This window comes from Microbacterium algihabitans (assembly GCF_032464975.1).
Classification (GTDB): domain Bacteria; phylum Actinomycetota; class Actinomycetes; order Actinomycetales; family Microbacteriaceae; genus Microbacterium; species Microbacterium algihabitans.
Genome location: NZ_JAWDIU010000001.1, coordinates 755,197 through 768,989, shown reverse-complemented (window position 1 = coordinate 768,989; position 13,793 = coordinate 755,197). Strand labels below are relative to the sequence as shown.

Annotated in this window: 9 protein-coding genes; 4 read left to right on the top strand and 5 right to left on the bottom strand. The window is 70.3% G+C overall.

Going from position 1 to position 13,793, the window contains the following annotated elements; all coding sequences use genetic code 11:
• The first annotated feature begins 64 nt into the window (after positions 1 to 64).
• The 3 genes from glgX to treZ all read left to right on the top strand — a co-directional run bounded on the left by glgX (position 65) and on the right by treZ (position 6,517).
• On the top strand, positions 65 to 2,287 hold the full coding sequence (gene glgX / locus RWH43_RS03595; protein ID WP_316000684.1) for a glycogen debranching protein GlgX: 2,223 nt from the start codon (positions 65 to 67) through the stop codon (positions 2,285 to 2,287).
• A gap of 5 nt (positions 2,288 to 2,292) precedes the next feature.
• Entirely contained in the window at positions 2,293 to 4,698 is a 2,406-nt protein-coding gene (treY, locus tag RWH43_RS03590) for a malto-oligosyltrehalose synthase (RefSeq protein ID WP_316001107.1), read from the top strand.
• Between the two features lie 67 nt (positions 4,699 to 4,765).
• Positions 4,766 to 6,517, top strand: coding sequence for a malto-oligosyltrehalose trehalohydrolase (treZ, locus tag RWH43_RS03585; protein ID WP_316000683.1), 1,752 nt, complete (start codon positions 4,766 to 4,768; stop codon positions 6,515 to 6,517).
• Between the two features lie 27 nt (positions 6,518 to 6,544).
• Here the strand turns inward: treZ and RWH43_RS03580 are convergent, their stop codons facing one another.
• Positions 6,545 to 7,258: an Abi family protein gene (locus RWH43_RS03580; protein ID WP_316000682.1), complete on the bottom strand. Its 714-nt coding sequence runs from the start codon at positions 7,256 to 7,258 to the stop codon at positions 6,545 to 6,547.
• Between the two features lie 172 nt (positions 7,259 to 7,430).
• Complete coding sequence (locus tag RWH43_RS03575; protein WP_316000681.1) at positions 7,431 to 8,549, bottom strand: ROK family protein; 1,119 nt, start codon at positions 8,547 to 8,549, stop codon at positions 7,431 to 7,433.
• Between the two features lie 61 nt (positions 8,550 to 8,610).
• Here RWH43_RS03575 and RWH43_RS03570 point away from each other — a divergent pair, with 61 nt between their 5' ends.
• Positions 8,611 to 10,758, top strand: a complete 2,148-nt coding sequence (locus RWH43_RS03570) for an alpha-galactosidase (RefSeq protein WP_316000680.1) — start codon at positions 8,611 to 8,613, stop codon at positions 10,756 to 10,758.
• Between the two features lie 5 nt (positions 10,759 to 10,763).
• Here RWH43_RS03570 and RWH43_RS03565 read toward each other — a convergent pair whose 3' ends face one another.
• From RWH43_RS03565 to RWH43_RS03555, 3 genes are all read right to left on the bottom strand, one after another.
• Complete coding sequence (locus RWH43_RS03565) at positions 10,764 to 11,810, bottom strand: sodium:calcium antiporter (RefSeq protein ID WP_154096219.1); 1,047 nt, start codon at positions 11,808 to 11,810, stop codon at positions 10,764 to 10,766.
• Between the two features lie 69 nt (positions 11,811 to 11,879).
• Positions 11,880 to 12,695 (bottom strand): TspO-related membrane protein, encoded by an 816-nt coding sequence (locus tag RWH43_RS03560; protein WP_316000679.1) that lies wholly within the window; start codon positions 12,693 to 12,695, stop codon positions 11,880 to 11,882.
• 288 nt (positions 12,696 to 12,983) lie between these two features.
• Positions 12,984 to 13,715, bottom strand: coding sequence for a glutamine amidotransferase-related protein (locus RWH43_RS03555; protein ID WP_316000678.1), 732 nt, complete (start codon positions 13,713 to 13,715; stop codon positions 12,984 to 12,986).
• Positions 13,716 to 13,793 lie beyond the last annotated feature (78 nt).

Genomic DNA, 13,793 nt, shown 5'->3' with positions numbered 1-13,793 from the left:
CGGGGGTGGGGTGGGTGTCAACTGCCGTGACCACGCAGGTTCGCGGAAACGACGCTGGTCTATCGTGAGCGACGTGCAGCAGGTATGGCCAGGATCCAGTTATCCCCTCGGGGCCACTTACGACGGTAATGGGACGAACTTCGCCCTGTTCAGTGAAGGAGCGGAAAAGGTAGAGCTCTGCCTCTTCGATGAAGACGGAACGGAGACGTGCGTCGAGCTGATCGACGTCGACGCGTTCGTCTGGCACGCCTACCTCCCCAACATCCTGCCCGGGCAGCGCTACGGCTACCGCGTGCACGGGGAGTACGATCCCGCGAACGGCAAGCGCTTCAACCCCGCGAAGCTGCTGCTCGACCCCTACGCGAAGGCCGTCGAGGGCCAGATCGACTGGGGTCAGCCCGTCTTCAGCTACGAGTTCGGCGATCCCGACTCGTTCAACGACGAGGACTCCGCCGCCCACATGATGAAGGGCGTCGTCATCAACCCGTTCTTCGACTGGTCGGGCGACCGTCAGCCGAAGATCCCCTACGCCGAGTCGTTCATCTACGAGGCGCACGTACGCGGCCTCACCCAGCTGCACCCCGACGTGCCCGAGGAGCTGCGCGGCACCTACGCCGGCATCGCCCACCCGGTCGTCATCGAGCACCTCAAGAAGCTCGGCATCACGGCGATCGAGCTCATGCCGGTGCACCAGTTCGTCAACGACTCCACTCTCGAGGAGAAGGGGCTGTCGAACTACTGGGGCTACAACACCATCGCGTTCCTCGCCCCGCAGAACACCTACTCCTCCACCGGCGACCACGGTCAGCAGGTGCAGGAGTTCAAGGCCATGGTCAAGGCCCTGCACGCGGCCGGCATCGAGGTCATCCTCGACGTGGTCTACAACCACACCGCCGAGGGCAACCACATGGGCCCGACGTTGTCGATGCGCGGCATCGACAACGAGGCGTACTACCGCCTCGAAGACGACGACAAGCGCTACTACACGGACTACACCGGCACCGGCAACAGCCTGAACGTGGGCAACCCCCACACGCTGCAGCTGATCATGGACTCGCTGCGCTACTGGGTGCTCGAGATGCACGTCGACGGCTTCCGCTTCGACCTCGCCTCGACCCTCGCGCGCGAGTTCTACGAGGTCGATCGCCTCGCGGCCTTCTTCGAACTCGTGCAGCAGGACCCGATCGTCTCGCAGGTCAAGCTCATCGCCGAGCCGTGGGACGTGGGCCCCGGCGGCTACCAGGTCGGCAACTTCCCGCCCCAGTGGACCGAGTGGAACGGCAAGTACCGCGACACCGTCCGCGACTTCTGGCGCGGTGAGCCGCAGGCCCTCGGCGAGTTCGCCTCGCGCCTCACCGGGTCGGCCGACCTGTACGAGCACTCGGGCCGCTTCCCCGTGGCATCCATCAACTTCGTCACCGCCCACGACGGCTTCACCCTGCGCGACCTCGTGTCGTACAACGAGAAGCACAACGAGGCTAACGGCGAAGACAACAACGACGGCGAATCGCACAACCGCTCGAGCAACATGGGCGTCGAAGGTCCCACCGACGACCCCGAGGTGCTCAAGCGCCGTGCGCAGCAGCAGCGCAACTTCATCGCGACGCTGCTGCTCAGCCAGGGTGTTCCGATGCTGCTGCACGGCGACGAACTCGGTCGCACGCAGGGCGGCAACAACAACGGCTACGCGCAGGACAACGAGATCACCTGGGTGGACTGGTCGAACATCGACACCCCGCTGATCGAGTTCACCGCCGCGCTCGCGCGACTGCGCAAGCAGCACCCGACCTTCCGCCGCAGCCGGTTCTTCGACGGTCGCCCCGTGAAGATGGAGGAGGGCGCTCCGGTGCCCGACGTGGTGTGGCTGCGACCCGACGGCTCGCTCATGCAGCCCGAGGACTGGGACAACGGCTTCGGCCTGGCGGTGGGTGTCTTCCTCAACGGCCAGGGCATCCGCGAGCGCGACCGTCGCGGCGAGTCGATCAGCGACGACCACTTCCTCGTGCTGTTCAACGCGGGCGACGACAAGGTCGACTTCCAGTTGCCCGACTTCGAGTACGCCCCCAAGTGGGACGCGTACGTCGACACCGCGGGCGAGCGCGCCAACACCGAGCCGCTCAACCCCGGCGAGACGCTGCCGCTGGAGCCGAAGTCGCTGATGGTGCTCCGCGAGCACCACCTGCCCGAGCCCGAGGTCGACCACTCGGTCGCGGCCTCGCTCACGGCGCAGATCCAGACGCTCGGCACCGACGACCTGCCCGGGCAGGCGCCCAAGCCGGAGCTGTGACCGAGATGCGGCATCCGCTTTCGACGTATCGCCTGCAGATCCGCGAATCGTTCACCCTCGACGACGCCGCCGAGGTCACGGATTACCTCCGTGACCTCGGGGTCTCGTGGGCGTACCTCTCGCCGATCCTCGAGGCCACGCCCGGGTCGGACCACGGCTACGACGTCGTCGACGTCACGCGCGTCGACCCCGCCCGCGGCGGCGCCGAGGGACTCTCGCGCTTCGTGCAGGCGGCGCGCGCGAAGGACCTCGGCATCCTGATCGACATCGTGCCCAACCACATGGGCGTCTCGGAGCCGCGGAGCAATTCGTGGTGGTGGGACGTGCTGCGCCAGGGACGGGCCTCGGCGCATGCCTCCGCCTTCGACATCGACTGGGAGTTCGGCGCGGGCAAGGTGCGCGTGCCGATCCTGGGCGCCGATCTCGCCGAGGTCATCGACGAGATCTCGTACGACCCGACGCCGGCCGACGACGCCCCCGATGGGCTGATCCGCTACTACGACCACGCCTTCCCGGTGGCTCCGGGAACGGGGACGGATGCCGCGGCCTCGGGCTCGCGCGACGCGATCGAGGCTCTGCTCGATGCGCAGAACTTCGAGCTGCGCTTCTGGCAGGACGAAGCGGCCGACCTCAACTACCGCCGCTTCTTCGCCGTGACGACCCTCGCGGGTGTGCGCGTCGAGCTGCCGGAGGTGTTCGAGGCGACCCACGCCGAGATCCTGCGCTGGGTGCGCGAGGGTCTCGCCGACGGCCTGCGGGTGGACCACCCCGACGGTCTCGTCGACCCGGGTGGGTACCTCGACCGCCTCTCGGCCGCCCTGCGAGAGGCGAGCGACGACGAGGTCGGTTATGTACTCGGCGAGAAGATCCTCGAGCACGGTGAAGCCCTGCCCTCGTGGTGGAAGACCGCCGGCACGACCGGATACGACGCGCTCGCCGAGATCGACCGCGTGCTCACGGATCCCGCGGGTGAGGTGCCCCTCGACGCCCTGGATGCGCGCTTGCGCACCGAGAGCGACCTGCCCGCCCTGACCGGCTGGCACGACCTCATCCACGACACCAAGCGCAAGATCGCCGACTCCATCCAGGTGTCGGAGATCCGCCGCATCGTCCGTGGCCTTCCCGCCGAGCTGCGCGAGGAGTTCGAGGCCGAGGTGCTGCAGGACGCCCTCGCCGAGATCCTCGCGTGCTTCCCCGTCTACCGCTCGTACCTCCCGGCGGGGCGCGCGCACCTCGACGCCGCCGCAGGCGAGGCCGAGATCCGCCGCCCCGAGCTCGACGACGTGATCGAGAAGCTCGTGCCGGCGCTCGCCGACACCGACCTCGAGATCGCGTGGCGCTTCCAGCAGACGACCGGACCCGTGATGGCGAAGGGCGTCGAAGACACGGCCTTCTACCGCTACACGCGGCTGGGCTCGCTCACCGAGGTGGGCGGCGACCCGGGCCAGTTCGCGCTCGACGTGCATGGCTTCCACACCGCGCAGGCGCTGCGCCACGCGTCGTGGCCTACCGCCATGACGACGCTCTCGACACACGACACCAAGCGCGGCGAAGACACGCGTGCGCGCATCGCCGTGCTCGCCGAGATGCCCGAGCGGTGGGCCGCGCGACTCGAGGAGTTCCGCGGCATCGCCTCGACCGGGCACGGTCCCTTCGACGCGCTGCTGTGGCAGGCCATCGTCGGGGCGTGGCCGGCCTCGGCATCCACTCCCGGAGGTCTGAAGGACTACCGCGAACGCCTGCACGCCTACGCCGAGAAGGCCGCGCGCGAGGCGTCGGAGGTCACCGGCTGGTGGGAGCAGGACGAGGCCTTCGAAGAGCGCATGCACGCGCTGGTCGATGCGGCCACCGGTCCCGCGGCCGAGCGCGTGCGCGCGTTCGTCGACGAGATCTCGGCCGACGGCTGGTCGAACGGACTCTCGGCCAAGCTGCTGCAGATCATGGGCCCGGGCGTCCCCGACGTGTACCAGGGCTCGGAGCTGTGGGAGCAGTCGCTGGTCGACCCCGATAACCGTCGGGCCGTGGACTTCGCGGAGCGTCGGCGCCTGCTCGCCTCCATCGACGGGACGGATGCCGTGCGCCCGCCCATCGACGGGACCGGGGCCGCGAAGCTGCTCGTGACCTCGCGCGCGTTGCGGGTGCGGAACGACGTGCCGCTGGACGTCTACCGTCCGCTCGAGGCCGCCGGCGTGGCATCCGATCACGTCGTCGCGTTCGATCGCGGCGGGGTGTTCGCGGTCGCGACGCGCCTGCCCCACGGCCTGCGCACCGCGGGCGGCTGGCGCGACACCGTGCTGCTGCTGCCCGACACGCTGGTCATCGACGTGCTCACCGGCAAGCAGTACCAGGGCGGTCCGACCCGCCTCGGCGAGCTGCTGGCGACGTATCCCGTCGCTCTGCTGATCTCCTGACCTGCGCGCGGCGGGGTGTGCGCCCCGTCGCGCGACGACCATCTCACGCGCGAAGGAAAGAACCCACATGAGCATCGACGTCTGGGCCCCCAAGGCCGAGCGAGTGCGGCTGCGCCGTCTCGACGACAGTGGCGACACCGTCGTCGAAGACGTGGAGATGTCGGCGGATGCCGGCGGGTGGTGGACCGCTCCGGTCGACCTCGCTGACGGCGAGCGGTACGGCTTCGTGCTCGGCGACGGCGACGACCTGCGTCCCGACCCGCGGTCGCGGCGCCAGCCCGGCGGCGTGCACGAGGCGTCGGCGTGGTTCGACCCCTCGGTCTACGCGTGGAACGACGCTGCGTGGACGGGCAAGCAGCTCGCGGGCGGGCTGATCTACGAGCTGCACCTCGGCACCTTCACCCCCGAGGGGACCTTGGATGCCGCGATCGGTCGCCTCGACCACCTCGTCGACCTGGGCGTGACCCACGTCGAGCTGCTCCCGGTGAACGGCTTCAACGGTACGTGGAACTGGGGTTACGACGGGGTGCTCTGGTACACCGTGCACGAGGCCTACGGCGGACCGGAGGCCTACCAGCGCTTCGTCGACGCCGCCCATGCCGCGGGTCTCGCCGTGATCCAGGACGTCGTCTACAACCACCTCGGACCCTCGGGCAACTACCTGCCCCTCTTCGGCGAGTACCTCCGCGAGGGCAGCCGCAACACGTGGGGCGACTCGGTCAACCTCGACGAAGACGCCGTGCGCGCCTACATCGTCGAGAACGCGCTGATGTGGATGAGCGACTACCACGTCGACGGTCTGCGCCTCGATGCCGTGCACGCCCTGCTCGACCACCGCGACCCGCACGTGCTGCAGCAGATCGCCGAGCGCACCGATGCCCTGTCGGCGCACCGCGGCGTCCCGCTCACGACCATCGCCGAGAGCGACATGAACGACCCGAAGCTGATCCTCCCGCGCGAGGCCGGCGGCTACGGACTCACCGCGCAGTGGTCGGATGACTGGCATCACACCGCCCACGTCGCCCTGACCGGAGAGACGATCGGGTACTACGAGGACTTCGCCGACCTCGACGCGTTCCGCAAGGTGAGCGAGGGCGGCTTCTTCCACGACGGCACCTACTCGACCTTCCGCGAGGAGAAGCACGGCAAGCCCGTCCCCGCCGACGTGCCGAACTGGCGCCTGGTGACCTTCGCGCAGGACCACGACCAGATCGGCAACCGTGCCGCCGGCGATCGCCTCTCGCAGACGCTCGACTACGACCGCCTCGCCGCGGCCGCCGTGGTCACGCTGACGGCCCCCGGCACGCCGATGCTGTTCATGGGCGAGGAGTGGGGCGCCACCACCCCGTGGCAGTTCTTCACCTCGCACCCCGAGCCCGAGCTCGGCAAGGCCACCGCCGAGGGGCGCATCGCCGAGTTCGAGAAGATGGGCTGGGACGAGTCGACCGTGCCCGACCCGCAGGACCCCTCGACCTTCGAGAACTCGAAGCTCGACTGGGACGAGGTGGGCGAGGGCGACCACGCGCAGCTGCTCGGTCTGTACCGCGAACTCGCGAAGATCCGCCGCGAGCGCCCCGAGCTCACCGACCCCTCGCGCGAGGGTCTGTCGGCCGCGGCCCGCAAGGCCGAGGGCGGGCGCGTGTACGAGCTGCGTCGCGGCGACCTTCTCGTCGTCGTGAACCTGTCGGATGCCGAGGCGTCGGCCTCCGCGGCATCCGGTGCCCGTGTGCTGCTGGCCACCGCCGAGGGCGTCGTGCTCGACGGCACCACGCTGACGGTGCCCGCCGGAGCGAGCGCGATCGTCGCACCGGCTCTCTAAGCGAGGCGGTTCTCCGAGGCCTCCAGGTCAGTCTTCCCGCAGAAGCAGCTCTCCCGCATATATGGGGCAGGCGTCGAGAAGCTCTCCGGCTCGGCTGTTCTCGGTAAGCCACGACGCGAGACCGTCGTCCAGGTACCTGGCGATCTCGATGACTGACGCGTGGGCTGTTTCGAGGTCCAGGCGCACCGGCTCATCGGAGTGGTGGCGTTCACCCACGAGAGGTATGCCCCAGATGATGTGTTCGTGGTGAGCAATCCGGTTGCGGAGGACCTGAACTCTCCGCGCGACATTCTCCACACGCTGGCGTTCGACATCTCCTACGCCGGGGAAGGCTCGACGAACGGCGGCCTTCCAGATAGTCGTGTCATAGATCCGACGCTCACGAATGCCGTTGCGTTCGGCGAACTGCCCGCGGCCGAGCAACTTCACCCAGAAACCGAACATCAGGGAAGCGACGAGCTTGCCGTGCCGCAGTGAGGGGTCATCAGGGAGCTTGCTGAGGCGGATGCGTCCTTTCGCCTCCTCGACAAGTTCGGTCCCGTCCTCGTCCAGAAGTGACCGGTCGTCGTACCACTCCAGCCCGTACCGGTCGGCGAGCTCCCTCGCCATGGCCGAGCGCATGGCGACCTCGACGTGACCGAGATCCTCGAAAACAGCGAGCGCCACAGAGTTGGCCCAGCGATAGAGATCGACACCGTCGACGTCCTGATCGTGTCGGCATGCGTCGTCGTAGCGTTGCATGCGAACCGCGGGGATCGTTGCGCGAAGACGATGCATGAGACCTCATTGCCGACGGGATCTGTTCGAAGTAGAATATCGAACAGCCCCCGACGCAGCGCACCTCGTGTGACGGTCGGGGTTTCTCTTTCGGCTGCCGCAGATTGGCGTAGTCGCGTGCGGGGAACGGCGTCGTTCAGTCGCTGAGCGAGATGCGGCCCATCGCTGCCTGGATCGCCACCGCCGCGGCTCCCCGCGCCCAGGCGGAGAAGCCCGAGCGGTCGGGGTGGATCGAGACGGCGGATGTCGAGCGCTCGCGGCCGCGCGCGAGAGACGCCTCGACCTGGTCGCGCACCAGATCGAACGCCTCCACGCCTTCTCCGGCGAGCACGATGTCGGACTGCAGCGACAGGTTGGCGGCGAGGGCGCACAGGGTTCCGAGGGCGTCGCCTGCGGCTTCCATGACGGTGCGGGCGGCGGGCTCGCCGGCGCGGGCGAGCGAGAGGGCCTCGTCGTACCCGACCTGTCGGCCGAGGGTGTCGGAGACCCGAGCCGAGATCGCGGTCGTCGTCAGCAGGGCGGCGGCGCAGCCGCGGTGCCCCTCGGGGCAGGCGGGGCCGTCGGCCATGAGCGGGAGGTGGCCGACGGTGCCGACCCCGGCATCGGGGGTGCGCACGGTACGTCCGTCGATCACGAGGCCGAAGCCCACTCCCGCGCCGACGGTCACGATCGCGAAGCCCGGGAGGTCGCGACCCACTCCGAACCAGCGCTCGGCCTCGGCGAGGGCGACGACGTCGTTCTCGAGGGCGACCGGCACGTCGAGGCGCGCCGCGAGCGCATCGGCGAGGGCGACGTCACGCCAGCCGAGGAAGGGGGCGTCGACGGCGACCCCGTCGCGCACGGCGCCGCCCAGGCTCACGCCGATCCCGCGCACATCGCTCAGCCCGAGCGCCGCGACCGCGGTGGCGATCTCGTCGATCACGGCCTCCGGCGTCGAACCCGACAGGCGACGGTCGGAGCGCTCGCGCACCTCGGCCCGGATGTCGGTCGCGACGAGGTAGAGGTGATCGCCGGTGAGCTTGACGCCGACGAACGTCCCGGCCGTGGGCGAGATGTCGAGCGGCCGCGAGGGGCGCCCGACCGAACCGTCGACGTCGTCGTCGAGCTCGATCAGGATGCCGGCGTCCACCAGGGGGCGGGTCAGGCGGGTGAGGCTCGGCGGCGAAAGGTGCAGGCGCGCGGCGAGGGCGGTGCGCGACAGGGGGCCGTGGGTCAGCACGGCGCGGGCGACGGCGGCTTCGCTCTCGGTGAGCATCGCGCCTCCGTCCCGTTCGCCCACAGCAGGCGGGCATTTGTTTCGTGGTAGAAATAATGCCATGTCGCACACCGTCGTCGCACCCGAGACCCCTCCGGCGGCGCACCTCCGCGCAGGCGGCACCAGCGTCGTCATCGACCTCACCGCGCTGCCCGCGCCCGCCATCATTCACTGGGGGCCCGACCTCGGCGCCCTCGACGGGGATGCGCTCTCGTCGATGGTCGTGGCCGCGCGTCCGCAACGCGTCTCGGGCGGCATCGACCAGACGCCCCGCCTCACGATCGTGCCGACGGCCGCGGCCGGCTGGCCCGGCGCTCCCGGATACGAGGGAGGGCGCGGCGGCGTCGTGCAGGGAACGGTCTTCTCCCTGGCATCCGTCGACTCCACCCCCGACGCCGTGACGCTGCACCTCGTCGACGCCCAGCGCGCTCTGCGTCTGCGCGCGGATCTTCGGGTGGATGCCGCGGGCCTGTTCTCGCAGACGCTCACGGTGGTCAACGACGGGACCGACGACCTCGTCGTCTCGACCCTGCAGCCGAGCTTCCCGCTGCCGTGGGAGGCCACCGAGATTCTCGACACCACCGGCCGCCACCTGCGCGAGCGCTCGTCGCAGCGCCACGCCTTCACCTTCGGCACGCACCTGCGCGAGAGTCGCCGCGGTCGCCCCGGTGCCGACGCGACCCTGCTGCTCGCCGCCGGACGACCGGGCTTCGGGTTCGAGACGGGTCTGGTGCACGGCATCCACGTCGCGTGGAGCGGCAACCAGCGCGTGTTCGCCGAGCGGCTGCCGCTGGGCGAGGCGCTGCTCGCGGGCGGCGAGATGGCCGCGTGGGGCGAGATCGTGCTCGCACCGGGCGCCGAGGTCTCGTCGCCGCTCGTCTACGGGTCGTGGGGCGACGGTCTCGACGAGCTCGCCGCGCGATTCCACGACACCTGGCGCGCCCGGCCGCAGCACCCGGAGCGCCCGCGCCCGATCACCCTCAACACGTGGGAGGCCGTCTACTTCGACCACCGCCTGCCGAAGCTGCTGCAGCTGGCCGACGTCGCCGCCGAGATCGGCGTGGAGAGGTTCGTGCTCGACGACGGCTGGTTCCGCGGCCGCCGCGACGACACCGCCGGTCTCGGCGACTGGTTCGTCGACGAGGGCGTCTGGCCCGACGGACTGAGCCCGCTCGCCGACCACGTCACGGGCCTCGGCATGGAGTTCGGCCTGTGGTTCGAGCCCGAGATGCTCAACCCCGACAGCGACGTCGCCCGCGCGCACCCCGAGTGGATCCTGCGCGGTCGCGACGAGCTGCCGCCCTCGGCGCGCCAGCAGCAGGTGCTGAACCTCGCGCACCCCGGCGCGTACGCGTACATCCTCGAGCGGATGACCGAGGTGCTGCGGGCCTACCCGATCGCCTACGTGAAGTGGGACCACAACCGCGATCTCGTGGATGCCGCGACCGGGCCCGGCGGCGGCTCGGCCGTGCACGCCCACACGCTCGCCGTGTACCGGCTGATCGACGAGCTGAAAGCGAGCTTCCCGGGCCTCGAGATCGAGAGCTGCGCCTCGGGCGGGGCGCGCGTCGACCTCGGCATCCTGGACCGCACCGACCGTATCTGGACGAGCGACTGCCTCGATCCGGTCGAGCGGCTCGAGACGCAGCGCTACACCGCCCTGGTCGTGCCGCCCGAGATGATGGGCATGCACCTGACCACCCCGCGCGTGCACTCGACCGGCCGCACGGTCTCTCTCGCCTTCAGCGGAGCCGTCGCGTTGTTCGGTCACTTCGGCATCGAGTGGGACCTGACCACGCTCGACGAGCGCGACCGCGCCGTCGTGGGGGAGTGGGTCGCCCTCGCGCGGCGGGTGCGCCCGCTGGTGGCGACGGGGCGTCTCGTGAACGTCGATGTCGCCGACCCCGGCCTCGACGTGCGCGGAGTCGTCTCGGCCGATCGCGACCAGGCGTTCTACACCATCGCGCAGACGCAGACCCTGATCGCCTCACCCGCGGGACGCGTGCGTCTGCCGGGCCTCGATCCCGACCGCACCTACCGCGTGCGCCTGGTGACCCCGGGCGGCCTCGTGCAGGAGCCCGCGCAGTCGCCCTTGCCGTGGGCCCACCTCGACACCGAGCTCACCGGGCGCCAGCTGGCCGTGGCCGGCATCCGTCCGCCCGTGCAGAACCCCCAGCAGGCGGTGGTGGTGGAGCTGACGGCTCGCTGAGCCCCTCAGGCCGAGATGGCGAACAGGCCGCCGATGCCCACGGCGTAGAGCACGAGGACGACGAACGAGTCGATGCCCATCCCGATCAGCCGCCGCTGCGGGCGGAAGATCAGGCCCACGACGTACACGAGCGTCAGCAGGGCGGCGAGAGCCGTCAGGTAGATGTCGGCGGCGTTGGCGCTGGGGAGCACGGCCGTCCCCGAGATCACCGTCGCCACGAGGAAGAGCACCGGCAGGAAGGCGTTGCCGCCGAAGATGTCGCTGATCGCGAGGTTGTCGTCACCCTGGCGGATGGCCTGCAGCCCGGTCGAGATCTCGGGCAGAGAGGTCGCAAGGGCGAGCACCGTCGCGCCGAAGAGCACCCCCGACAGTCCGATCTGCGACGACGCCGCATCTCCCGCGCGCTCGAGCACCACGCCCGCGACAAGGGTGGCGAGTGCCGAGATCGAGAACACGACCACGGCCTTCTTCGTGCTCATCGCCTTCGCCGGATCCTTCTTGTGCGGCTTCGGCGTGGCATCCGGTGCCCGACCGTCCTCGTGCCACGGCAGGTGCGATCCGGCGCGCTGCACGAGGATCAATCCCACGATCCACAGGGCCGCGATCAGCACGACGTCGGGGGTGAGCCGCAGCACCTCGAGTCCGCTCGGCAGCTGGCTTCCCGCGATGACGACGGCCAGGACGGCGACGACGACGAGGCCCTCCAGGACGAGGGTGAGGGATGCCGCGCGGTAGGTCAACGGCTTCACCCCGCGGCCCCGCTTGCCGAAGGCGTCGAGGATGACGAGCACGACCGTCTGCAGGGCGATCCCACCCAGGATGTTGCCCACCGCGACCTCGAGGTTGCCCGAGACGGCCGCCGACACCGTGATGGCGATCTCGGGGAGGTTGGTCGCCACCGCGAGCACGATGAGGCCTCCGAGCGCACTGCCCAGGTGCAGTCGGGCGTCGAGGACGTCGGTTGCTTTCGACAGCTGGATTCCGGCGACCCACACCACCGCCGCTGCGGCGACGAAGATCACGACGAGCAGGAAGAACGGCAGCGAGTCCACCGCCCGATTACACTTCCCGCGCCGTGTGCATCCGCCCCTCTTGCGGGACGGATGCAACGGGTCTAGTCGTCAGTCGACGCTCGGGCGGATCAGACGCAGTACCCGGACGATCACCGGCGGAAGCAGCACGACCGCGGCCACGACGAGAGCGGTCGCGCCGATCGGGCCGCTCTGCGGCTCGCCGGTGAAGCGCTCCACGGCGAGCCAGCTGAGACCCCAGGCGAGGGCGATCGCGGGCGTCACGCGCCACGAGCTGCGCCAGGCGATCGCGAGTCCGATGAGGGCCACCACGATCAGGACCGCGATGCCGATGGCATCCGCCCCCTGCTCCCAGCTCGGCGGGACGATCGTCGTCAGCCATGCCGCGGTATTCGCGACGGTCGCCAGGGTGACCCACCCGAGGTGGAGGCCGGTGACACCGTCGATGAGCACCGAGTCCAGGACGCCGCCCCGCGGCTCGCGGGTGGCGACCGCGACGCGGAACGTCCAGCCGAGCGCCGCGAGAAGCAGCACGATCACGACGACGGTGAGGAAGAGCGTCCCGAAGCGTGCGGCGACCAACCACAGTCCGTTGAGGGTCATCGTCAGCGCGATCAGCCAGCCGAGGGCGCGCTGGCGCGGGGTCGTGCGCTGGCGGGGGAGCGCCTGCCAGATCGAGTACGCGATCAGGCCGAGGTAGATGACCGACCAGATCGAGAACGCGGGACCGGCGGGCGCGAGGTACGAGCCGTCGGTGTTGAGCGCGCCCCCCTGCTGGTCCTGCACGGCGGAGTTTCCGAAGGCGCCCGCACCGATGACGGCCGCGATCAGCATGAACGACACGGCGGAGAGGACGACGATCTGGCGCGCGAGGTCCGAGCCCCGCCACTGAGCTGTTCCGTTCATGTCTAGAACACTAGAAAAGCTAGGTAAATGGGGTGGTCGGGGTTGACATCGCCGGGTCGGGCTGCCGTCGTGCGGATGGGGGGAGGGACACGCCGTGTGGAGACTCGTCGGGGCGGCGTGTCGTCGTCGGGATCCGCAGGACGGCAGCTGCCGCGGGTTCAGGCGCCGTCGTGCGGACGGGGACTGTGACACGCCGGGTGGCTGGGCGTCGGAGCGGCGTGTCGTGCTTGGGATCCGCAGGACGGCACCTGCGTGAGGCGCCGCGCTCGGCCTCCTGCCACGGCGGGCTCAGGCGGCGACGGCGCGGGCGGCGAACGACCGCAGCAGAAGCGTCGGCTGCTCGACCGTGGCCGTGCGCACCTGCGCCGACACCTCGTCGAAGGCGTCGGCGTCGAAGTAGCCGGCCTCGCGGTACACGCGCATGCGGGCGACGAACGCGTCGGCGGTCGGCTCGGGGTGGAACTGCGTCGCCCACAGAGCCGTCCCGGCGCGGTAGGCCTGCACGGGGCACGCGTCGTTCCACGCCAGCAGGGTGGCGCCGGGCGGGACCGCCGCGGTGCCCTCCTTGTGCGCGGTGTACGCCTGGAAGCGGGGGTCCAGGATGCCGAAGAGCTCGTCATCCCGACCGGCTTCGGTCAGCGCGATCTCGGCGGGCCCGGTGTCTTCGGGGTGCTCCAGCGTCACGACTCCGCCCAGCAGGCGCGTGACCACGCCGATGCCGAAGCAGGTGAACATGACGTTCGTGCGGCCCTCGATTCCGGCCGCGGCCAGACGCTCGAGGTCGCGCTCGAGGCGCAGCTGCTCATCGGTCTTGTCGGTGGCGGTCACGTTGAACGGGCTACCGCCCACGACCACCGCGGCGTAGCGCTCGAGGTCAGCTGGGAGGGGCTGGCGGACGAGGTCGTGGTGCACGAGGTCGTCGCCTCGCACCCCCAGCCCGTCGCGGAACGAGGCCCACTCCGCCACGGCCGCATCGCGCTGCGGGCGGGCGCAGACGTAGAGCAGGGGCAGCGGAGTCACCCAGGGATTCTATGCGGCTCGCGCCCCCGCCGAGCAGGGCTGGAAACGCGGCGACACGTGCCGCGCGGAACGGCCCGG